The following is a 23074-nucleotide window of genomic DNA, read 5'->3' as shown; positions in this document are numbered from 1 at the left end:
CCCCCGGAGAAAATGGAATGTCTTCCCTGCTTCGCGCATGCCTGATCGTGCTGGCCCTGCTGACCTGTGTCTCGTGCACCAGCAAGCGCATGTACACCCCGGACCGGGTCCTGCCCGCCACCCTCAAGGCCGACCACGAGGAAATGAAACAGGCGATCCTGAAAAACCTGGTCGCCCGCAAGTGGACCGTGCAGCGCATCAGCCCGGAGCTGATCCAGGCCGAGATCACCGTGCGCGAGCAGTACCACGTGGAAATCGACATCCAGTACACACCGACCCACTACAAGATCCTCTACCGCGACAGCCGTGGCATGAACTACGCGGACGGCAAGATCCACAAGAACTACATCCGCTGGGTGCGCCTGCTGGACAAGGGCATCCTGCGCGAGCTGAAGGACAACCAGAACGAGCGGACCGCGCAACAGCTGTCCAGCTCGGCCCAGGCGATTGCCGCGCCTAATTGAGCGCCAGCCGCCGCCCCCCTTTCTATGTCAAGGAGACCACCATGCAACTGAAGACCCTGGCCGCTGCCGCCACCCTGCTGCTCTGCACCCTGCCCGGCGTCAGCCAGGCCCGTGATACCGCGCTGTACCTGCCGTTCGACAAGGTCGTCGCCGAAGCCATCAGCACCGGCAAGATCGACGGCAGCGTGAAGTTCTACCTGGCCGGCAACAAGCCAGCCGGCAAGGTCACGGTGGTCAGCGTCGGCGCGGTCACCAACAAGAAGACCAACGCCTTCAACAAGAGCGACGAAGTGGCCTGCGAATGGGTCCTGCAATCGGCGCTGATCACCCTGCACCAGGCAGCCAAGAAAGTCGGCGCCAATGCCGTGACCGACATCGCCAGCTTCTACAAGAGCAACGAGCGCAAGGACGCGAAAACCTACGAATGCCACGCGGGCGCCCTGATGGCAGGCGTCGCGCTGCGCGGCGATCTGGCGAAGGTGGAGTAAGGCGCCAACAGGTTTCCATCCCCCCGAAAACGACAAAGGGCGCCTTTCGGCGCCCTTTCACAAACAGGCTGGCTTGTCATCGCGCTCTGCCTGTCTGGCTCTGCGATGGCTGGTTACCCAGGATCCTCAGAGTCTCACAAGTCCCTTTCGGGTACGCGCGCAGTGTCGCTCGAAGCCTGCCGCCCGGCAACCGTGGCCATTGGCCTTATTCCTGGGAAAGGTTGACCTTAGATCCCCAAAGCCTTGCGCACAGCGGCTTTGATGGCGGCGAACTCTTCGTCTGTAAGTTGCAAGACTTCGTAAATTCGCCGGCCATGGCGGTCTTTGCGCCTGATCCGATCGAGTCGCGGCAAGCCGACCGTGGCAAGCATGTCGCATTTCGCCCAGCAGACGCACGGTCGCCCCTGCAGGCGGTTGGCAAGTTGCAGATGGTGCCCCAACACCACGTCAGGCGCGGTGGTGCTCAAGGGAACGACCGTCACCAGATGCCGGTTGCTCCTGTGCCTGCGTATGACCACAACAGGCCTGACCTTGACCATCTCGGGGACTTCATAACCTCTGAAGTCACAGATCAGGACACTGCCCTCCCTGGGCTGATAGTGAAGTGACATCCGTGACACTCGCGCAAAGAACCCGAGTCTGCGCAATGGGCCGGCGGATGAGCAAACCCGATCCGTTACCCGAGATGTCCACCTTCGGAACCCCGCGGAATACTACCCAGCAGGTTACAACTCGGCCTTGCGGGTCAGCAGCTCGACAAAGGCCTTGGCCATTGGCGAACGCTGGTCGGCACGCTGCGCCAGCCACACCGCCGAGACCGCCTCGGGGTCGAGCAGCGGTCGATAGACCACGCCGTCGATGCGCATGCGCTGGTAGGACGCCGGCAACACCGAGACACCCAGCCCCGCCGCCACCAGGCCGATGATGGTCATGGCCTCGCCCGCTTCCTGGGCAAAGTGCGGGGTGAAGCCGACATCCCGGGCCAGGGTCAGCAACTGCGCATACAGGCCGCTGCCGTAGCTGCGCGGGAAGAACACGAAGGGCTCGTGGGCCAGGGCCGACAGCGCCAGGCCGGCTTCGCTGCCGGCCACCAGCGGGTGCTTGGAGCCCAGCACCGCCACCAGCGGTTCGCGCAGCAACTCCACCACGCTCAGGGAATCCGGCAGCGGCAACGGCCGCATGATCCCGACTTGGATCGACTCGTCCAGCAGCGCCTCGGCCACCTGGGTGCTGCTCATCTCGCGCAGCTTCAGGCGCACGTCGGGAAAACGCTGGCGAAAGGCGAAGATCGCCTGGGGAATGCTCGAGTTGAAAGGCGCCGACGAGGTGAAGCCGATTTTCAGCTCGCCCAGTTCCCCACGTTGCGCCCGACGGGCCACATCCGCGGCCTTGTCGACCTGGGCCAGCACCTGTCGTGCCTCATCGAGGAACAGCCTGCCGGCCTCGCTGAGCTCGACCCGGCGATTGGTACGCTCGAACAAACGCGCGCCGACCTCCTGCTCCAGCACCTGGATCTGCTGGCTCAAGGGCGGCTGGGAGATGCCCAGGACCTGGGCGGCGCGGCCGAAATGCAGCTCTTCGGCCACCGCGATGAAGTAACGCAGGTGACGCAATTCCATGATCGCCTCATTAGGTCGTAAAACATATCAATCAGGTCGAACAATATATTGGAAAGAAACATTAGCCAGCTATATGCTTTTTTCCATTGCCTGACCGGCCGCGCTCTCCCCGAGGTCCCCCGTGAAAACCGCTGTCGCTCCACTCGCCCACGAACTCCCTCTCACCGCCCTCGATGGGGTGGTCGCGCAACTGAACGAGGTCTACATCGAAAAGGGCACGCCGATGTTCATGCGCACGGTGCTGGCGCTGTTCTCCGGCGGTTTCGCCACCTTCGCCCTGCTCTACTGCGTACAACCGATGATGCCGCTGCTGTCCCGGGAATTTTCCATCAACGCCGCGCAGAGCAGCCTGATCCTCTCGGTCGCTACCGGCCTGCTGGCTGTCGGTCTGCTGGTCACCGGGCCGATTTCCGACCGCATCGGCCGCAAGCCGGTGATGGTGGCCGCCCTCTTCGCCGCCGCGCTGTGCACCATTGCCAGCGCCCTGGTGCCGAGCTGGCACGGGGTGCTGCTGATGCGCGCGCTGGTAGGGCTGTCCCTGAGCGGCCTGGCGGCGGTGGCGATGACTTACCTGAGCGAAGAGATCCATCCGCAGCACATCGGCCTGGCCATGGGCCTGTACATCGGTGGCAACGCCATTGGCGGCATGAGCGGTCGCCTGATCACCGGGGTGCTGATCGACTTCGTCAGCTGGCACACGGCGATGCTGGTGATCGGTGGCCTGGCGCTGATCGCAGCGGCGGTGTTCTGGAGAATCCTCCCCGAATCGCGCAACTTCCGCGCCCGCTCGCTGCACCCGCGCAGCCTGCTGGACGGCTTCGTCATGCACTTTCGCGACGCCGGCCTGCCGCTGCTGTTCCTCGAAGCCTTCGTGCTGATGGGCGCGTTCGTCACGCTGTTCAACTACATCGGCTATCGCCTGCTGGCCGCGCCGTATCACATGGATCAGGCCTTCGTCGGCCTGCTGTCGGTGGTGTACCTGTCGGGGATCTACAGCTCGGCGAAAATCGGCGCCCTGGCCGACCGCCTGGGGCGACGCAAAATGCTCTGGGCCACCATTTCGCTGATGCTCGCCGGCCTCGCCCTGACCATGCTCAGCCCGTTGTCGGTGGTGATCATCGGCATGCTGATCTTCACGTTCGGCTTCTTCGGCGCCCACTCGGTCGCCAGCAGCTGGATCGGCCGGCGCGCCCTCAAGGCCAAGGGCCAGGCTTCATCGCTGTACCTGTTCAGCTATTACGCCGGGTCGAGCATCGCCGGGACGGCGGGCGGGGTGTTCTGGCACATGGCCGGGTGGAATGGCATCGGCCTGTTTATCAGCGCCCTGCTGGTGGTGGCGCTACTGGTGGCCTTGAAGCTGGCCAAGCTGCCGCCGCTGACCACTCAGTAGTCGCTGAACGAACATGCCGGCGACCAACCCCCGCGATTCATGTGCGGGGTCCGGTCGCCGGCATGGGCGATAGCTAAAGGCTGTGGATCGGATTACCTGACGATCTCCACCAGGTCGACGTCGATCTCGCGCTTCATCAGCCCCTTCTCGACCTCGCCGGTCAGCCTGACCTGGGTCTTCTCGTTGAATGCCACCGGCGGCAGGTCTTCGTCGTCGATCTCGACGGTGATGGTGCCGCTGGCATCCTTGAATTCGTACTTGTCGTCGTTGTTCAGCTTCTTGACCACATGGCCCTGCAATACCACCGGCGTATCGTCCGCGGCATCGTTTGCCGCCGCGACGCTGGTGACGGCCTGGGCGCCAGGACCGGTGTAGCCGACGGCCAGGGCGGCGGTGCTGAACAGCGGAGCGAGCAACAGAACGAGGTAACGGGTTTTCATGGCAGTGATCCAATGTGGGTTTCGATAGCGCCAGATTAACCAGTCAGGCTGAATTGAAACTTAATCGCCAGGCCGTTTCCCGGGCGCAAAAAAAAGCCCGGCAAAAGCCGGGCCTGGTTATCGGGTCGCGATCACTGGTGATACTGCGCCGACAGTTCGTGCACCGCGCGCAGGAAGGCGCCGGCATGTTCTGGGTCGACTTCCGGGGTGATGCCGTGGCCGAGGTTGAACACATGGCCGCTGCCCTTGCCGTAGCTGGCGAGGATACGCCCGACTTCGGCACGGATCGCTTCCGGCTTGGCATAGAGCACGGTCGGGTCCATGTTGCCTTGCAGGGCGACTTTGTTGCCGACCCGCCGGCGCGCTTCGCCGAGGTCGCAGGTCCAGTCCAGGCCCAAGGCGTCGGCACCGGCGTCGGAGATGCTTTCCAGCCACAGGCCGCCGTTCTTGGTGAACAGGATCACCGGCACCTTGCGCCCTTCGTGCTCGCGGATCAGGCCGCTGACGATCTTGCGCATGTAGGCCAGGGAGAATTCCTGATAAGCCGCCGCCGACAGGTTGCCGCCCCAGGTGTCGAAGATCTGCACCGCTTGCGCGCCGGCCTTGATCTGGCCGTTGAGGTAGCTGACGACCGACTGCGCCAGCTTGTCCAGCAGCAGGTGCATGGCTTGCGGGTTGTCGTAGAGCATCGCCTTGGTCTTGCGGAAGTCCTTCGACGAGCCGCCTTCGACCATGTAGGTGGCCAGGGTCCAGGGGCTGCCGGAGAAGCCGATCAGCGGCACGCGGCCGTTGAGCTCGCGGCGGATGGTACTGACCGCGTCCATCACGTAACCCAGGTCCTTGTGTGGGTCCGGGATCGGCAGGGCCTCGATATCGGCCAGGGTGCTGACGACCTTCTTGAAACGCGGGCCTTCGCCGGTTTCGAAGTACAGGCCCTGGCCCATGGCGTCGGGGATGGTCAGGATGTCGGAGAAGAGGATGGCCGCATCCAGTTGTGGATAACGGTCCAGCGGTTGCAGCGTGACTTCGCAGGCGAACTCCGGGTTCATGCACAGGCTCATGAAGTCACCGGCGTTGGCACGGCTGGCGCGGTATTCAGGCAGGTAGCGCCCAGCCTGACGCATCATCCACACCGGGGTGACGTCTACGGGTTGCTTGAGCAGGGCACGAAGGAAACGGTCGTTCTTCAGGGCAGTCATGTCGGCATCCGGAAAAAAAGTGCGGGCATTTTCTCAGAGCGCGACGCAAAAGGCACGGCGAGAGCCGTGCCTTTTATCTATCGGGTCAATTTGTCGCGCCACAAGTGCCGCTTCTGTAGCCGCTGCCGAAGGCTGCGATCGATCTGGGCGGCATTCCGACAACGCGGGCGCAGGATCGTGAGATCGCTGAAGGCCTGCGGCCTTATCGCAGCCTGCGGCAGCGGCTACAGGGGCTGTATCAGACGCCCAAGTAATCCAGGATCCCTTCGGCGGCGTTGCGGCCTTCGAAGATCGCCGTCACCACCAGGTCGGAACCGCGCACCATGTCGCCACCGGCGAAGATCTTCGGGTTGCTGGTCTGGTGCTTGTACTGGCCCTGTTCCGGCGCCACGACACGGCCCTGGCTGTCGGTCTGGATGCTGAACTGCTCGAACCACGGCGCCGGGCTCGGGCGGAAACCGAAGGCGATGACCACGGCGTCGGCCGGGATGATCTCTTCGGAACCCGGGATCGGCTCGGGGCTGCGACGGCCACGGGCATCCGGCTCGCCGAGACGGGTCTCGACCACCTTCACGCCTTCGACCTTGTCTTCGCCGACGATGGCGATCGGCTGGCGGTTGTAGAGGAACTTCACGCCTTCTTCCTTGGCGTTCTTCACCTCTTTGCGCGAGCCGGGCATGTTCGCTTCGTCACGACGATAGGCACAGGTCACCGCCTTGGCGCCCTGGCGGATCGACGTGCGGTTGCAGTCCATCGCCGTGTCGCCGCCACCGAGGACCACGACCTTCTTGCCCTTCATGTCGACGAAGTCTTCCGGCGACTTTTCAAAGCCCAGGTTGCGGTTGACGTTGGCGATCAGGAAGTCCAGCGCGTCGTGCACGCCCGGCAGGTCCTCACCGGCAAAGCCGCCCTTCATGTAGGTGTAGGTGCCCATGCCCATGAATACCGCATCGTATTCTTCGAGCAGTTGCTCCATGGTCACGTCCTTGCCCACCTCAGTGTTGAGGCGGAACTCGATGCCCATACCGCTGAAGACTTCGCGACGATTGCTCAGCACGGTCTTTTCCAGCTTGAACTCGGGGATGCCGAAGGTCAGCAGGCCACCGATTTCCGGGTTCTTGTCGAACACCACCGGGGTCACGCCACCGCGTACCAGCACGTCGGCACAGCCCAGGCCCGCCGGGCCCGCGCCGATCACCGCGACCCGCTTGCCGGTCGGCTTGACCTTGGACATGTCCGGACGCCAGCCCATGGCGAAGGCGGTGTCGGTGATGTACTTCTCCACCGAACCGATGGTCACCGCGCCGAAGCCGTCGTTGAGGGTGCAAGCACCCTCGCACAGGCGGTCCTGCGGGCACACCCGGCCGCAGACTTCCGGCAGGGTGTTGGTCTGGTGCGACAGCTCGGCGGCGGCGAGGATGTTGCCCTCGGCCACCAGCTTGAGCCAGTTGGGAATGAAGTTGTGCACCGGGCACTTCCATTCGCAGTACGGGTTACCGCAACCCAGGCAGCGGTGGGCCTGGTCGGCCGACTGCTGGGGTTTGAAGGGCTCGTAGATCTCCACGAACTCTTTCTTGCGTTGACGCAACAGTTTCTTCTTCGGATCCTTGCGCCCGACCTCGATGAACTGGAAGTCATTATTCAGACGTTCAGCCATAGTTAAAACCTCATCAAACTCTTCAGGCGCATATCACTGCGGGTTGGCACGGGTGCTGGAAAGCAACGATTTCAAGCTGGCAGCCTTCGGCTTGACCAACCAGAAGCGACGCAGGTAGTCATCGAGGTTCTCGGCCAGGTTACGGCCCCACTCGCTACCGGTTTCCTCGACGTATTCGTCCAGCACGCGCTGCAGGTGGCTGCGATAGGCTTCCATCGCTTCGCCGCTGATCCGCTGGATTTCCACCAGCTCGTGGTTGACCCGGTCAACGAAGGTGTTGTCCTGGTCGAGCACGTAGGCGAAACCGCCGGTCATGCCTGAGCCGAAGTTGTAACCGGTCTTGCCCAGCACGCAGACGAAACCACCGGTCATGTATTCGCAGCAGTGATCGCCAGTGCCTTCCACCACGGTGTGGGCACCGGAGTTGCGCACGGCGAAACGCTCGCCCGCGGTGCCGGCGGCGAACAGCTTGCCGCCGGTAGCGCCGTACAGGCAGGTGTTGCCGATAATCGCGCTGTCCTGAGTCTTGTAGGCGCTGCCTTTGGGCGGAACGATCACCAGCTTGCCGCCGGTCATGCCCTTGCCGACGTAGTCGTTGGCGTCGCCTTCGAGGTACAGGTTCAGGCCGCCGGCGTTCCACACCCCGAAGCTCTGACCGGCAGTGCCCTTGAAGCGGAAGGTGATCGGCGCCTTGGCCATGCCCTGGTTACCGTGGACCTTGGCGATTTCGCCGGAGATCCGCGCACCGATGGAACGGTCGCAGTTGCAGATGTCGAGTGCGAACTCGGCACCGCTGAGGTCGTTGATCGCAGGCTTGGCCATGGCGACCATTTTCTCGGCCAGCAGGCCCTGGTCGAACGGCGGGTTGCGATCGACCTGGCAGAACTGCGGCTTGTCCGCTGGGATATGGTCGCTGCCCAGCAGCGGGGTCAGGTCCAGGTGATGCTGCTTGGCGGTCTGGCCTTCGAGGATTTCCAAGAGATCGGTGCGACCGATCAGCTCTTCCAACGAACGCACGCCCAGCTTGGCCAGCCACTCACGGGTTTCCTCGGCGACGTAGGTGAAGAAATTCACCACCATCTCGACGGTACCGATGTAGTGGTCCTTGCGCAGCTTCTCGTTTTGCGTGGCGACGCCGGTGGCGCAGTTGTTCAGGTGGCAGATACGCAGGTATTTGCAACCCAGGGCGATCATCGGCGCGGTGCCGAAGCCGAAGCTTTCGGCGCCGAGGATCGCCGCCTTGATCACGTCGAGGCCGGTTTTCAGGCCGCCGTCGGTCTGCACCCGGACCTTGCCGCGCAAGTCGTTGCCGCGCAGGGTCTGGTGGGTTTCCGCCAGGCCCAGTTCCCACGGCGCACCGGCATACTTGATCGAGGTCAGCGGCGAGGCGCCGGTGCCACCGTCGTAGCCGGAGATGGTGATCAGGTCGGCGTAGGCCTTGGCCACGCCAGCGGCAATGGTGCCGACGCCGGCTTCCGCCACCAGCTTCACCGAAACCAGCGCCTGCGGGTTGACCTGCTTCAAGTCGAAGATCAACTGCGACAAGTCTTCGATGGAATAGATGTCGTGGTGCGGCGGTGGCGAAATCAGGGTCACGCCAGGTACCGCGTAACGCAGCTTGGCGATCAGGCCGTTGACCTTGCCGCCAGGCAGCTGGCCGCCTTCGCCGGGCTTGGCGCCCTGGGCCACCTTGATCTGCAGCACTTCGGCATTGACCAGGTATTCCGGGGTCACGCCGAAACGGCCGGTGGCCACCTGCTTGATCTTCGAGCTCTTGATGGTGCCGTAGCGCGCCGGGTCTTCGCCGCCCTCACCCGAGTTGGAACGCGCGCCCAGGCGGTTCATCGCTTCGGCCAGGGCTTCGTGGGCCTCCGGCGACAGCGCGCCCAGGGAGATGCCGGCGGAGTCGAAACGCTTGAGGATCGATTCCAGCGGCTCGACTTCGCTGATGTCCATCGGCGTGTCCAGGGTCTTCACCTTGAACAGGTCGCGGATCATCGACACCGGGCGGTTGTCCACCAGCGCGGTGTATTCCTTGAACTTGGCGTAGTCGCCCTGCTGCACGGCGGCTTGCAGGGTGTTGACCACGTCCGGGTTGTAGGCGTGGTATTCGCCACCATGGACGAACTTCAGCAGGCCGCCTTGCTGGATCGGCTTGCGCGGGCTCCAGGCTTCGGCAGCCAGGGCTTTCTGCTCGGCTTCGATGTCGACGAAACGCGCGCCCTTGATGCGGCTCGGCACGCCACGGAAGCTCAGGTCGCAGACTTCCTCGGACAGGCCGATGGCCTCGAACAGCTGCGCACCGCGGTAGGACGCGATGGTCGAGATACCCATCTTCGACAGGATCTTCAGCAGGCCCTTGGTGATGCCCTTGCGGTAGTTCTTGAACACCTCGTAGAGGTCGCCCAGCACTTCACCGGTACGGATCAGGTCGCCCAGCACTTCGTAGGCCAGGAACGGATAGACCGCCGAGGCGCCGAAACCGATCAGCACCGCGAAATGGTGCGGATCGCGCGCGGTGGCGGTTTCCACCAGGATGTTGGAATCGCAGCGCAGGCCTTTTTCGGTCAGACGGTGGTGTACCGCGCCGGTTGCCAGCGAAGCGTGGATCGGCAGTTTGCCCGGGGCGATATGACGGTCGCTCAGAACGATCTGGGTACGACCGGCACGCACGGCTTCTTCGGCCTGATCGGCGACGTTGCGGATCGCCGCTTCCAGGCCGAGGCTTTCCTCGTAGTTCAGGTCGATGACCTGACGCTCGAAGCCCGGGCGGTCGAGGTTCATCAGCGAGCGCCACTTGGCGGGCGAGATCACCGGCGAGCTGAGAATCACACGGGAAGCGTGCTCAGGCGATTCCTGGAAGATGTTGCGCTCGGCACCGAGGCAGATCTCCAGGGACATGACGATGGCTTCGCGCAGCGGGTCGATCGGCGGGTTGGTGACCTGGGCGAACTGCTGGCGGAAGTAGTCGTACGGCGTGCGCACACGCTGGGACAGCACGGCCATCGGCGTGTCGTCGCCCATGGAGCCGACCGCCTCATAGCCTTGCTCGCCCAAGGGACGCAGCACCTGGTCACGCTCCTCGAAGGTGACCTGATACATCTTCATGTACTGCTTGAGCTGGTCGACGTCGTAGAACGCCGAACCGTGGTCGTTGTCTTCCATGGTCGCCTGGATGCGCAGGGCATTCTTGCGCAGCCATTGCTTGTACGGATGACGGGACTTCAGGCGGTTGTCGATGGCGTCGGTGTCGAGGATCTGCCCGGTTTCGGTGTCCACGGCGAAGATCTGGCCCGGGCCGACACGGCCCTTGGCGATCACGTCTTCGGGCTGGTAGTTCCAGACGCCGATTTCCGAAGCCAGGGTGATGAAACCGTTCTTGGTGGTGACCCAGCGCGCCGGGCGCAGGCCGTTACGGTCGAGCAGGCAGACGGCGTAGCGGCCGTCGGTCATGACCACGCCCGCGGGGCCGTCCCACGGTTCCATGTGCATGGAGTTGTATTCGTAGAACGCACGCAGGTCGGCGTCCATGGTCTCGACGTTCTGCCACGCTGGCGGAATGATCATCCGCACGCCACGGAACAGGTCGATGCCGCCGGTGACCATCAGCTCCAGCATGTTGTCCATGCTCGAGGAGTCGGAACCCACGCGGTTGACCAGCGGGCCGAGTTCTTCCAGATCCATCAGGTCGTTGGTGAACTTGGTGCGCCGGGCCTGGGCCCAGTTGCGGTTGCCGGTGATGGTGTTGATCTCGCCGTTGTGGGCGAGGAAGCGGAACGGCTGCGCCAGCGGCCATTTCGGCAGGGTGTTGGTGGAGAAGCGCTGGTGGAACACGCAGATCGCGGTTTGCAGGCGCGGGTCACCCAGGTCCGGATAGAAGGCGGCGAGGTCCGCCGGCATCATCAGGCCTTTATAAATGATGGTCTTGTGGGAAAAGCTGCAGATGTAGTGGTCGGTATCGGCGGCGTTGGCCACCGACGAACGACGACGGGCACTGAACAGCTTGACCGCCATATCCTGGTCGCTCAGGCCTTCGCCGCCGATGTAGACCTGTTCGATCTGCGGCAGGCGCTCCAGGGCCAGGCGGCCGAGAACGCTGGTATCGATCGGCACTTTGCGCCAGCCGATCAGTTGCAGGCCTTCGGCCAGGATCTCGCGGTTCATGTTCTCGCGAGCGGCTTCGGCCTTGGCCGGATCCTGGTTGAAGAAGACCATGCCCACGGCATATTGCTTGGGCAATTCGACACTGAAGGTTTCCTGGGCAATAGCTCGCAGGAACGCGTCAGGTTTCTGAATCAGCAGACCGCAACCGTCGCCGGTCTTGCCGTCCGCGTTGATCCCACCGCGGTGGGTCATGCAGGTCAGGGCCTCGATGGCCGTTTGCAAAAGGGTATGACTGGGTTCGCCCTGCATATGGGCTATCAGGCCGAAACCGCAGTTATCCTTGAATTCATCTGGTTGGTACAGACCTGCTTTCATAGACACTTTCTCACCAGGCTGCCTCTTATCGAGACAAATTTCTTTTCAATTCAACCAGTTACCATCCACGCCGAACGTACGCCGGCTTTGCGGGGGCAAAAGGGAGGTCATTGTACACACCGACACAGACGCTCACAAATTTTGCGACGAAATGTCGCAAATCTATGTCGCATTTATGAAAGGTTTAAAGCGATATGCTGTGCTAGTCAAAACTTTTTTAGTTCGGACCGCGACGACTCAAAAGCTACTGTGACGCAGACACCACAAAGCACGCGGCCTTGAAGGCAGCATGCGCATGCGGATTTTTTTGAGGTGCTGGGAGAGGCGGCCTGGGTAAGGCCGCCGAATCTTCAGCGAGTTGCTGCCAGTTCCTGTTGGACGCTGGCGACAGTGCGAGGCCAAGGTTTACCAGCCTGAACCTTCGCTGGCAAGGCCTTGATAGCGGTAACGGCTGCATCACGGCTGCTGAAGCTGCCGTAAGTGATCACATACAGCGGTTTGCCGTTGAGGACTTTCTTGAAATAACGGTACTGAGCGCCCTGCTCCTTGACGAAGCTCTGCGCCGCGGCTTCAGAACTGGTGCCCAGGATCTGCACGACGTAGTTGCCTGGCGCCTGACCGGCGTACCAGCTACCGCCGGTGGCGGCCTTGGCTACGGTGACAGGTTTCTCGGCTGGCTTGGCGGCCGGTGCAGCCGGCTTGCTGACTGGAGCAGGCGCAGGCTTGACCACCGGAGCCGGCTTCGCGGCAGCGACCTGGGTCGGTGCCGGGGTCGGACGGGCTTCAGGCGTCGGCGCCGGACCGGCCGGCACGCCGGCTGGTGGTGCGATAGTGGTCACGGTCGGCGGCGTGGCGCTGGAGCCTTCCACCGGCACGCCATCGTCACCCTCGGTGATCCCGCCGGCGGCTTCGGCCAGAGGACCGCGCATCACCGGTTGCGACTGGCCGACCAATGGCAGTGGCATTGGCTGGGAAGAACCGGCGAACTCGACAGCCGGGCTGCCATTGCTGTTCGGTTGTGGCGTCTGGCCCAGCGGCAGCTGCGCCTGTTCGTTGGCTGGCGCACCAGCAGTACTTGGTGCCTTGCTGCGACCCGGCATCAGCCAGGCAGCAGCAACGGCCACCACTACAACTGCGGATATCGCCAATACGTGTTTCTTCGGCATGTTGAACCCCATACTTGGACGCTTGACCGCTGAGCGGCTGGCAATCATGGCTTCGATCATTGCATCCCGGGCGACCTGGTTGATGTTGCCAGGCCAGCCATCGGAGCCTTCGTGAATATCACTGATCTGATCCGCGGAGAAAAGTTCGATACCCCGTCCTGCGCCTTCGAGACGCTGCGCCAGGTATTCGCGGGTTTCCTCTTCGGTGTAAGGCTGCAGTTCGATGACATGGAAGCGCTCTTCTTCCGCGCTCAGCTGCTCCAGGCCGGCAATCAGAGACGACTCGCCGAACAGGAACACATGCGGGCGACCTTCCGGTGCGCCGGCGGCGAGCGCCAGCAGTGCCTCGAGCGCCGACTCGTCGAGCTGCTCGGCGTCATCCACCAGCAGATAGACTTCCTGGCCGGTCAGGGCCAGTTGCACCACTTGCGCCAGGATCGGGCCGATTTCGGCCTGCTCGACGTTCAGCGCCTGGGCCACCTGCCGCAGCACGCCCGCCGCGTCGCCGGCACCACGGGCGGAAACCACCACGCTCTGTACCGACTGCTTGTTGGTGCTGGCTACCAGGGCCTGACGCAGCAGCGTCTTGCCGCTGCCTTGCGGGCCGGTCACGACCAGCAGCAGTTGGCTGTAGCGCGCCAGGTGATGCAGCTGCCCCAGCACCGGCTTGCGCTGGGCGGGGAAAAACTTGAAGCCAGGCACCCGTGGAGCGAAAGGGTCATGGCTCAATTGATAGTGGCCGAGGAAAGCCTCGTCGGCATGCAAACTAGTCATGGGGATCTTATTAACCTTTAAGCTGAGCCAGGGCGCGGTAATCCGCTCCCAGCGTGGCCTGTAAAACCTCTTTCGGATAATCGTCGGTCACTACGGCTTCGCCCATGCGGCGCAACAGCACCAGACGCAAACGACCATCGATCACTTTCTTGTCAATTGCCATGTGTTCGAGAAAATCCGCTTCGGTCATTTCCTCGGGCGGAATGACCGGCAAGCCTGCGCGCTGGAACAGGCGAATGCCACGGTCACGCTCCTCGGCGGTGATCCAGCCAAGACGTGCGGACATCTCCAGTGCCATTACGGTGCCAGCGGCGACCGCTTCACCATGCAGCCAGACACCATAGCCCATGTGGGTTTCGATGGCGTGGCCGAAGGTATGCCCCAGGTTCAGCGTGGCGCGCACGCCGGACTCACGCTCGTCGGCGCCCACTACGGCCGCCTTGGCCGCGCAGGAGCGTTCGATGGCATAGGTCAGCGCCTGCTGGTCCAGGGCTCGCAAGCGGTCGACGTTGTCTTCGAGCCAGGTAAGGAACGGCTCGTCGCAGATCAGACCGTATTTGATGACTTCCGCCAGGCCGGCCGACAACTCGCGAGCCGGCAGGGTATTGAGCGAGGCGGTATCGATCAGCACCACGTTCGGCTGATAGAAGGCGCCGACCATATTCTTGCCCAGCGGATGGTTGATACCGGTCTTGCCCCCCACCGACGAGTCGACCTGGGACAGCAAGGTGGTAGGAATCTGGATAAAATCGACGCCACGCTGGTAGCAGGCGGCGGCAAAGCCGGCCATGTCGCCGATCACCCCGCCGCCGAGGGCGATGATCGTGGTGCGGCGATCGTGGCGTGCAGTCAGCAGGCCATCGAAAATAAGCTGCAGGGTTTCCCAGTTCTTGAACGCTTCGCCGTCGGGAAGAACCACCGAGATCACCGAGAACTGGGCGAGGCTGCGCTTCAGACGCTCAAGGTACAGCGGCGCTACGGTTTCATTGGACACGATCGCCACTTGTCGCCCGGCGATGTGCGGAGCCAGCAACTCGGGCCGGTCCAACAAACCTTCGCCAATATGAATCGGGTAGCTGCGCTCGCCTAGATCGACCTTAAGTGTCTGCATGTGTCCCCACAGTGAAGATGGAAGCTGGTGTCCTGCCTTGCATTAACGACTGGCATCGCCTGGCTTTATGACGCCGCGCAATAGACATGCGCCACAACCGCGAGCGATCATGGCAAGGCGCCGAGGATAGCGCATTTCACGCTGCGCATTAACGGGGAGGCAGTTGCTGCAGGCGGTCCAGTATGTCCAGAACCACCATGCGCGGTGGCCGTTCATCGGTTTCAACCACCAGGTCGGCGATTTCCCGATAAAGCGGATCGCGAATCGCCAACAGATCCCGCAGGGTCTTCGCCGGATCGGCCGTGCGCAGCAGCGGTCGATTGCGATCCCGTGCGGTGCGACCGACCTGCTGCTCCACCGAAGCATGCAGATAGACCACACGCCCCCCGGCATGCAGCGCCAGACGGTTGGCTTCGCGCATCACCGCGCCGCCGCCGGTCGCCAGGACCACGCCATCGGCGGAGCACAGCTCGGCGATCATGGCCTGTTCCCGATCACGAAAGCCCGGCTCACCTTCTTTATCGAAGATCCACGGGATATTGGCACCCGTGCGCAACTCAATTTCCTTATCGGAATCTTTGAATGGCAGGCGCAGCTCTTTGGCCAGCAAGCGACCAATGGTGCTTTTTCCAGCCCCCATTGGCCCAACAAGAATCAAATTTCGCACAGAATCAACGACTCACAGCAATCGCCTGGTTGTTCATGATACGCGGAGTGAGAAATACCAGCAGCTCGGATTTTTTCTCCGACACCACGTCACGCCGGAAAAGGCGGCCAAGATACGGCACATCGCCGAGAAATGGCACCTTATCTACAACCTTGCTTTGCGTATTGGAGAAAACTCCACCGATGACGATGGTCTCTCCATCGTTGATCAGGACCTTGGCGTTGACCTCGTTCTTCTTGATCGGCGGCACGTCCTGGACTTTGTTCAGGTAGTCCGGCTCGTCCTTGGTGACCTTGACCTCCATGATGATGCGGTTATCCGGGGTGATTTGTGGCGTCACCTCCAGGGACAGCGAGGCCTCCTTGAACGACACCGAGGTCGCCCCGCTGGAGGCGGCTTCCTGATAGGGGATTTCCGTGCCCTTGAGGATCTTCGCCGTCTCCTTGTCGGACGTGACGACCTTGGGCTGGGAGACGATTTCCCCGTTACCGGTCTTTTCCATGGCTGTCAGCTCAAGGTCCAGCAACACATTGTCGGTGATGAAGGCGATACCCAGGCCGGAGGTATTGGCGGTAGTGCCCAGGTCGACGAACGGTGAGTTGCTGCTGGTACTGCCCGGCGTGCCTATGGTGGAGGAACCATTGGTGCCGTTGCTGACCCCCGAGGCATTCCAGTTGCCCTGGTTCTGGATCGAACCGCCCCAGCGCACGCCCAGGCTTTTGTCGTAATCGACGTTGGCCTCGACGATCCGCGCCTCGATCATCACCTGGCGCACCGGGATATCCAGCTGGCTGACGATCCGCCGCAGCTCGTCCAGGCGCTCCCGGGTCTGGTAGGCGATGATGTTGTTGGTCCGCTCATCGACAGTGATCGACCCGCGTTCGTCGGACTTGTCCTCGGCGCGGGTGACCGACTGGAACAACTTGGCGATCTCCGCGGCCTTGGCGTAGTTGACCTGCAGCAGTTCGCGCCGCAATGGTTCCAGATCGGCGATCTGCTTCTGCGATTCCAGTTCCTGGCGTTCGCGGGCAGCGATTTCATCGGCCGGCGCCACCAGCAACACATTGCCCACCTTGCGCTTGTCCAGGCCCTTGGTCTTGAGCACCAGATCGAGGGCCTGGTCCCACGGCACATTCTGCAGGCGCAAGGTAATGCCGCCCTGCACCGTATCGCTGGCCACCAGGTTGAGGTTGGTGAAGTCGGCGATCAGTTGCAGCACCGAGCGGACCTCGATGTCCTGGAAGTTCAGCGAGAGCTTTTCGCCGTTGTAGGCCGAGCGCTCGGCGTTGCGTTTCTGCAGGTCGCCCGAGGTCATCGGCCTGACGCTCACCGTGAGTTTGTTGTCCGTCTGGTAGGTCGAGTAATCGAAAGTGCCACCGGGCTCGATGGTGACGATGGCCTTGCCGGACTCCGCCCGGGCGCTGACGAACTGCACGGGGGTGGCGAAATCCTTGACGTCCAGCCTGACCCGCAGGGGCTCGGGCAGGCGGGCCTTGGCGAAGGTGAGGACGAGCTTGCCGTCGCGCTCCTGTATGTCCGGGCTCATTCCCGAATCGGAGAGGTCGATCAGTACATTCCCCTCGCCCTGCTCGCCGCGCTGGAAATCCACGCTGCGAATCGACCGCCCCACGGAAGCCACGGCCTTGGCCCGCCCCGACGCGACAGCCGGCTGCCCCGGCGCACTCAGCGCCGCCGTCGTCCCCTGGCCGATCACCACAAACAGCTGATTGCCAGCGACCCGAGTGCTGTAGGGCGCCAGCGCGACCAGATTGACGACGACCCGGGTACGCGGCCCCGATTCGACCACCGTCACGCTGCGCGCATTGCCATTGCCCAGGTCACGGCTCTTGTCTGCCAGTTGACTGACAACACCGGGCAGATCGAGAGCGATCCGTGCCGGCTGGTCAGTGGTATAGCCGCGCGGCTCGGGCACCGGTCCATCGAAGGTCAGCTTCAACTCCAGGCGATCCCCCGGCAGTGCCGTGACATCCAGGGCCTTGAGGCTGGCCGCCATGGCCATCGGTGAAAGCAACGCCATCCATAGCGCAATACCGAAGGCTGAAAAGATCCTGTTCATGATGCGAGTTCCACTATGAGTGTTCTTTTAATGGAAGGGTCCGTGGTCGCTCCAGCCACGCTCCCGCTCCATCGGGAACGATCTCGACCACGTCGACCTGTGAATCGCTGATCGCGACAATCCGCCCGTCGTTACGCCCCAGGTAATCGCCGACCTTCAGCCGATGCACGCCACCGGCGCCACGCAACAGCGCAAAGAAGCCGGACGCATTGGAAAGGGTGCCCACCATCTCGAACTGTTCGATGCTGAAGCCCTCGAGATACTGCTTGCTACGGTTCGGATCCGGCTTGACCGCAGGCGAGCCTGCCCGACGTGCCGCCAGGTCCACCCTGATCGCAGGCTGGAACGGGCTGCGCAAGGGTGCGGCGTTATAGGTGAACGTTGGGTAAGACCCGAATGCCGGCATTGGTTCAATCTCGCCGGGCGACTGCAAGCGCGCCTCGTTCATGTAGGCATCCAGATCATTGAAGTCGTCATCGTTGCCACAGCCAGCCAGCCCGACACATGCCAGCACCAGCAACAAGCCGTGAACGCGCTTCATGAGCGTGGCCCCTTGTAGCGGTAAGTCCTGGCCAGAATATTCATGCGCAGCTTCGAACCGACCTGCGGCGTGACCGGTTTGATCTCGAAATCATGCAGGGTGACGATTCGCGGCAAACCGGCCACGCCGCTGACGAAAGTCGCCAGTGCGTGATAGCCGCCGGTAACCCTGATCTGGATTGGCAATTCGACGTAAAACGGCTGGACCACCTCCGGCAACAGCTTGATCTCTTCGAACTCCAGCCCGCTGCCAAGCCCGGTGCGGCTGATGTCTTCAAGCAGGCCCGGCACCTCGGTATCGCTGGGCAACTGGCGCAGCATGAGGTCAAAGGCGGTTTCCATGGCCTTCATCTGTTCGGTGTAAGGCCCGAGGTTGGCCACCAGGCGCGCCTTGCTGGCGAACTGCTGTTTCAGCACGGCCTCGTCCGCCCGGCGCTGGTCGAGTTGCAGCAACAGGTCCTTGAGGTACAGGTTGTAGCCGAGGGCCAGTACCAGCAGCATGAGCAGCGCCACGACCACGCCTTTGACCAGCGCCGGCCATGCCCCCATATTGCTCATTTCCAGCTCGCCAAGATCGATCCGGCGCATCTGCGCCCACCCGCCGGACAGGTTCATTGCCCTTCCTCGCCCAGGGCGGGCCGGGTCTGATGGACGGTCAGCTGAAACACATTGACCTGATCGGCGTTGTCCGCCCCGGCGGCCTTGACCTCTGTCAGGCTCGGCGCATCGAACCAGTCCGAGGCGTCCAGGTTGCGCATCAGGTCCGAAACACGATGGTTCGATTCGGCCGCCCCGGTGATGGAAAGAGTCTGCCCGCTCATCCTGACATCGGTGAAATACATCCCGTCCGGCAGGGTGCGGACCAATTGGTCGAACACCCGCGCACTGGTGGAGCGATTGCCTTGCAGGTCCTGGATGATCTTCATCCGTTCCACCAGTTGCTCGCGATGCAGCTTCAGCTCACCGATCTTGGCGATCCGCTGATCGAGCAAGGTGATTTGAGCGCCTACGTGATTGTTGCGCGCCAGTTGCCTGTCGATCGCCCGGTCGATAATCCTGTCGCCCGCGAACAACACACCCAGGGCCACCGCCGCAGCCGCCGCCACGGCCAGGAAAAAGTGGCGACGCCGCTGTTCGCGCCGCGCCTCGCGCCAGGGAAGAAGATTGATCCGCGCCATCAGTCGAAACTCCGCAAGGCCAGCCCGCAGGCGATCATCAAGGACGGGGCCTCGCTGGCCAGGATTGCGGCGTCGACCCTGGCGCCGATGCTCATGCCAACGAAGGGGTTGGCGATCAGCGCAGGCAAGCCCAGGCGCTGCTCGATCAACGGGACAAGCCCCGGAACCGAGGCGCTGCCACCCGCCAACAGGATGGAATCGACCTGGTGTTGCGGAGCGGAGGCCTGGAAAAACTGCAACGAGCGCGAAACCTGTTGCACGACCGCCTCCTGAAAGGGTTGCAGCACCTCACTGCCGTAATCGTCCGGCAGGCCGCCCTGCTTTTTTGCCTGGCCGGCCTCTTCTTTCGACAGCCCGTAGCGGCGCTGGATGTGTTCGGTCAGTTGGTGTCCGCCGAACAACTGCTCACGGGAATAGACGATCTGCCCTTCATGCACGACGCTCAGGGTGGTCAGGGTGGCGCCGATATCGACCAGCGCCACGGTCCGGGCAGTCGGCGAGCCGGCCGCCAGGGCGAACGAACGCTCCAGCGCGCAGACTTCCAGGTCCACCACCCGCGCAGTCAGGCCCGCAAGTTCGAGCGCCGCCTCGCGAACTTCGATGTGCTCCTTGCGGCAGGCCGCCAACAGCACATCGACGCGTTCGGGATTGCGAGCCGAATAGCCGAGGACGTCGAAATCGATGGCGGCCTCGTCCAGCGGATAGGGAATGTACTGCTCGGCGTCGACCTTGAGCTGGCTTTCCCGATCGTCGTCGGACAGCCCAGCCTCCATCTCGATGACCTTGCTGATCACCGCCGAGCCGGCCATCGCCAGCGCCGCGTGCTTCGCGCCCGGCTGGGCCCTGGCCAGCAGGCGAGACAGGGCATGCCCGACCCCTTCAGGCTCGACGATGTTTTTTTCGACCACGGCGTTGGCCGGCAACGGCTCCACGCCATAGGCCTCGACCCGAAAACGGCCACCGACACGGCTCAATTCAAGAAGCTTGACCGAGGTGGAGCTGATATCGATCCCCAGAAGGGAACTCGCCTTTTTACTGAAGAGTCCTAGCACTACCAATTCCCTATGACTATCCGTGACTTACGGACTCTGGAATGTCCATTGCGTTCAATCACCACGTCTTGACAGACGGGCAAATGACGCCCTCGGCGGAAAAATGCTTATAATGCCCAGCGATTTTTCCGCGATTTATCTGCTGCGTGAGCCGATTCCTGACTGTGAATACCTGACGCCCAATTCATTCCTTTCTCTGGAAATCCAAAAGCCTTGATTCGTCTGCTGAAGTTTTTCGGGTGGTCCATCGTCGCTGTGTTCTGCGGGCTGCTCCTCGCTCTCTCCGGCGCGTTTCTCTATCTTAGTCCTGGGTTACCGTCGGTAGAGGCGCTCAGAAGTATCCAGTTGCAGATTCCCCTGCGGGTGTACAGCAGCGACGGCAAGTTGATTGCAGAATTCGGCGAAATGCGCCGCACTCCAATCCGTTTCGCCGACATTCCCCCCAACTTCATTAATGCGTTACTAAGTGCTGAAGACGACAATTTCGCCAACCACTACGGCGTCGATCCCAGCAGCCTGATGCGTGCCGCGACCCAACTGGTCAAGAGCGGGCACATCCAGTCCGGCGGCAGCACCATCACCATGCAGGTGGCGAAGAACTTCTTCCTGAGCAGCGAACGCAGCTTCTCGCGCAAGACCACCGAGATCCTCCTGGCCCTGCAAATCGAGCGCCAACTGACCAAGGACGAGATCCTCGAGCTGTACGTCAACAAGATCTACCTGGGTAACCGCGCCTACGGCATCGAGGCCGCGGCCCAGGTGTATTACGGCAAGTCGATTCGCGATGTCAGCCTGGCGCAGATGGCGATGATCGCCGGCCTGCCCAAGGCACCGTCGCGCTTCAACCCGCTGGCCAACCCGGCGCGCAGTAAAGAGCGTCGCGACTGGATCCTCGGGCGCATGTACAAGCTCGGCAAGATCAGCGAGGCGGACTACACCGCGGCGATCAACGAGCCGCTGAACGCCAGCTATCACGTGCCGACGCCGGAAGTGAACGCACCGTACATCGCCGAAATGGCTCGCGCCGAGATGGTCGGGCGTTACGGCAGCGATGCCTATACCGAAGGTTTCCGCGTCACCACCACGGTGCCGAGCGACCTGCAGGAACTGGCCAACACCGCCGTCCATGAAGGCCTGATCACCTACGACCAGCGCCATGGCTATCGCGGCCCCGAGTCGCGCCTGCCCGGCAAGACCCACGCCGCCTGGGCCCAGGAACTGACCAAGCAACGCAGCATCAGCGGCCTGGAACCGGCGATCGTCACCCAGGTCGACAAGAACGGCCTGCAGGTACTGACCCGCACCGGCGAAGAGCACGTAGGTTGGGACAGCATGAAATGGGCGCGCCCGTTCCTGAACACCAACAGCATGGGCGCCGCTCCCAAGCAGCCGAGCGATGTCGCCCAGGTCGGCGACCTGATTCGCGTGCAGCGCCAGGCAGACAACTCGCTCAAGTTCCGCCAGATCCCGGTCGTTCAAGGCGCGCTGGTGTCCCTCGATCCGCAAAACGGCGCCATTCGCTCGCTGGTGGGTGGCTTCGCCTTCGAGCAGAGCAACTACAACCGGGCGCTGCAGGCCAAGCGCCAACCCGGTTCCAGCTTCAAGCCGTTCGTCTATAGCGCCGCGCTGGACAATGGCTACACCGCCGCCAGCCTGGTGAACGACGCGCCGATCGTGTTCGTCGACGAGTACCTGGACAAGGTCTGGCGTCCGAAAAACGACACCAACACCTTCCTCGGCCCGATCCGCATGCGCGAGGCGCTGTACAAGTCGCGCAACCTGGTTTCGATCCGCCTCCTGCAGAGCCTGGGCGTGGACCGCACCATCGACTACATCAGCAAGTTCGGCTTCAACAAACAGGACCTGCCGCGCAACCTGTCGCTGGCCCTGGGCACCGCGACCCTGACCCCGATGGAAATCGCCACTGGCTGGAGCGTGTTCGCCAACGGCGGCTACAAGGTCACGCCGTACATCATCGACAAGATCGAAAGCCGCAACGGCGAAACCCTGTTCACCGCCAACCCGCCGAGCGTACCGGCTGGCAACACGGCCAGCAGCGGGATCGCGGCACCGGCGCAGCAGGGCTTCACGGTGGACAACGTCCCTGGCGAAACCCCGGGCCAGGCCCCTGTACAGGCACCTGCGGTGGCCGAACGCATCATCGATGGCCGCACCACCTACATCCTCAACAGCATGCTGGAAGACGTGATCAAACTCGGCACCGGGCGACGCGCCCTGGCCCTGGGCCGCACCGACCTGGCCGGCAAGACCGGGACCACCAACGAATCCAAGGACGCCTGGTTCTCCGGCTACAACGCCGACTACGTGACCACGGTCTGGACCGGTTTCGACCAGCCGGAAAGCCTGGGACGCCGCGAGTACGGCGGCACCGTGGCCCTGCCGATCTGGATGAACTACATGGGCGCCGCCCTCAAGGACAAGCCGGCCCATACCCAGGCCGAGCCGGAAGGCATTCTCAGCCTGCGGGTCGACCCGGTCAGCGGCCGCGCCGCGACACCGGGCACGCCGAACGCCTACTTCGAACTGTTCAAGAGCGAAGACACCCCACCTTCAGTCAACGAACTGGGCAATGGCTACGCTCCTGGCAGCCCGCTGCCGGCGGACGAGTCGGCACCGATCGATCTGTTCTAGAGAGCAGTCGCAAGCTGCAAGCTTCAAGCGGCAAGAAAGAGCAGAGCGGCGCCGCCTTTCTCTTGCAGCTTGAGGCTTGAAACTTCCCCATAAAAAAACCCGGCTCGAAGGCCGGGTTTTT

18 protein-coding genes are annotated in these 23074 nt (G+C 62.8%); 4 read left to right on the top strand and 14 right to left on the bottom strand.

Annotated elements, in window-relative coordinates:
- Positions 1-17: 17 nt before the first annotated feature.
- Positions 18-464 (top strand): hypothetical protein, encoded by a 447-nt coding sequence (locus tag CRO75_RS01690; RefSeq protein WP_009041832.1) that lies wholly within the window; start codon positions 18-20, stop codon positions 462-464.
- Between the two features lie 41 nt (positions 465-505).
- A complete protein-coding gene (locus CRO75_RS01685; RefSeq protein ID WP_097134253.1) occupies positions 506-952 on the top strand; it encodes an excinuclease in 447 nt (148 codons plus the stop codon).
- A 227-nt stretch (positions 953-1179) separates the two neighbouring features.
- On the opposite strand, the gene CRO75_RS01680 is transcribed toward CRO75_RS01685, so the two are convergent.
- Complete coding sequence (locus tag CRO75_RS01680; protein WP_097134252.1) at positions 1180-1563, bottom strand: type II toxin-antitoxin system PemK/MazF family toxin; 384 nt, start codon at positions 1561-1563, stop codon at positions 1180-1182.
- A 114-nt stretch (positions 1564-1677) separates the two neighbouring features.
- A complete protein-coding gene (locus tag CRO75_RS01675) occupies positions 1678-2571 on the bottom strand; it encodes a LysR family transcriptional regulator (RefSeq protein ID WP_097134251.1) in 894 nt (297 codons plus the stop codon).
- Between the two features lie 121 nt (positions 2572-2692).
- Here CRO75_RS01675 and CRO75_RS01670 point away from each other — a divergent pair, with 121 nt between their 5' ends.
- Positions 2693-3961, top strand: coding sequence for an MFS transporter (locus CRO75_RS01670; RefSeq protein WP_097134250.1), 1269 nt, complete (start codon positions 2693-2695; stop codon positions 3959-3961).
- A 92-nt stretch (positions 3962-4053) separates the two neighbouring features.
- On the opposite strand, the gene CRO75_RS01665 is transcribed toward CRO75_RS01670, so the two are convergent.
- The 12 genes from CRO75_RS01665 to CRO75_RS01605 form a co-directional block, all read right to left on the bottom strand.
- Entirely contained in the window at positions 4054-4401 is a 348-nt protein-coding gene (locus CRO75_RS01665) for a NirD/YgiW/YdeI family stress tolerance protein (protein ID WP_062823899.1), read from the bottom strand.
- A gap of 131 nt (positions 4402-4532) precedes the next feature.
- The gene (gene hemE / locus CRO75_RS01660; RefSeq protein ID WP_097134249.1) at positions 4533-5600 is read right to left on the bottom strand and encodes a uroporphyrinogen decarboxylase; all 1068 of its coding nucleotides are present in this window, start codon (positions 5598-5600) and stop codon (positions 4533-4535) included.
- Between the two features lie 238 nt (positions 5601-5838).
- Positions 5839-7257: an FAD-dependent oxidoreductase gene (locus CRO75_RS01655; protein ID WP_009041828.1), complete on the bottom strand. Its 1419-nt coding sequence runs from the start codon at positions 7255-7257 to the stop codon at positions 5839-5841.
- Between the two features lie 33 nt (positions 7258-7290).
- Positions 7291-11736, bottom strand: coding sequence for a glutamate synthase large subunit (gene gltB, locus CRO75_RS01650; RefSeq protein WP_097134248.1), 4446 nt, complete (start codon positions 11734-11736; stop codon positions 7291-7293).
- Between the two features lie 350 nt (positions 11737-12086).
- Positions 12087-13676: an AAA family ATPase gene (locus CRO75_RS01640; RefSeq protein ID WP_097134247.1), complete on the bottom strand. Its 1590-nt coding sequence runs from the start codon at positions 13674-13676 to the stop codon at positions 12087-12089.
- A gap of 10 nt (positions 13677-13686) precedes the next feature.
- Positions 13687-14787 (bottom strand): 3-dehydroquinate synthase, encoded by a 1101-nt coding sequence (gene aroB, locus CRO75_RS01635; protein WP_016704447.1) that lies wholly within the window; start codon positions 14785-14787, stop codon positions 13687-13689.
- Positions 14788-14935: 148 nt separating this feature from the next.
- Positions 14936-15454 (bottom strand): shikimate kinase AroK, encoded by a 519-nt coding sequence (aroK, locus tag CRO75_RS01630; RefSeq protein ID WP_009041824.1) that lies wholly within the window; start codon positions 15452-15454, stop codon positions 14936-14938.
- A 4-nt stretch (positions 15455-15458) separates the two neighbouring features.
- The gene (locus tag CRO75_RS01625; RefSeq protein WP_097134246.1) at positions 15459-17531 is read right to left on the bottom strand and encodes a type IV pilus secretin PilQ; all 2073 of its coding nucleotides are present in this window, start codon (positions 17529-17531) and stop codon (positions 15459-15461) included.
- Between the two features lie 13 nt (positions 17532-17544).
- Entirely contained in the window at positions 17545-18072 is a 528-nt protein-coding gene (locus CRO75_RS01620) for a pilus assembly protein PilP (RefSeq protein WP_097134245.1), read from the bottom strand.
- Complete coding sequence (pilO, locus tag CRO75_RS01615; protein ID WP_097134244.1) at positions 18069-18686, bottom strand: type 4a pilus biogenesis protein PilO; 618 nt, start codon at positions 18684-18686, stop codon at positions 18069-18071. The genes CRO75_RS01620 and pilO overlap by 4 nt, the downstream gene beginning before the upstream one ends.
- A complete protein-coding gene (locus CRO75_RS01610) occupies positions 18683-19249 on the bottom strand; it encodes a PilN domain-containing protein (protein WP_097134243.1) in 567 nt (188 codons plus the stop codon). The genes pilO and CRO75_RS01610 overlap by 4 nt, the downstream gene beginning before the upstream one ends.
- Complete coding sequence (locus CRO75_RS01605; protein WP_097134242.1) at positions 19249-20301, bottom strand: pilus assembly protein PilM; 1053 nt, start codon at positions 20299-20301, stop codon at positions 19249-19251. Before CRO75_RS01605 ends, CRO75_RS01610 begins: the two co-directional genes overlap by 1 nt.
- Before the next feature lie 216 nt (positions 20302-20517).
- On the opposite strand from CRO75_RS01605, the gene CRO75_RS01600 reads away from it, so the two are divergent.
- On the top strand, positions 20518-22953 hold the full coding sequence (locus CRO75_RS01600) for a penicillin-binding protein 1A (RefSeq protein ID WP_177409714.1): 2436 nt from the start codon (positions 20518-20520) through the stop codon (positions 22951-22953).
- Positions 22954-23074: the final 121 nt, after the last annotated feature.

The organism is Pseudomonas sp. LAMO17WK12:I10 (genome assembly GCF_900215185.1).
GTDB classification, from domain to species: Bacteria; Pseudomonadota; Gammaproteobacteria; order Pseudomonadales; family Pseudomonadaceae; genus Aquipseudomonas; species Aquipseudomonas chlororaphis.
This window is presented reverse-complemented; position numbering and strand designations above follow the sequence as displayed.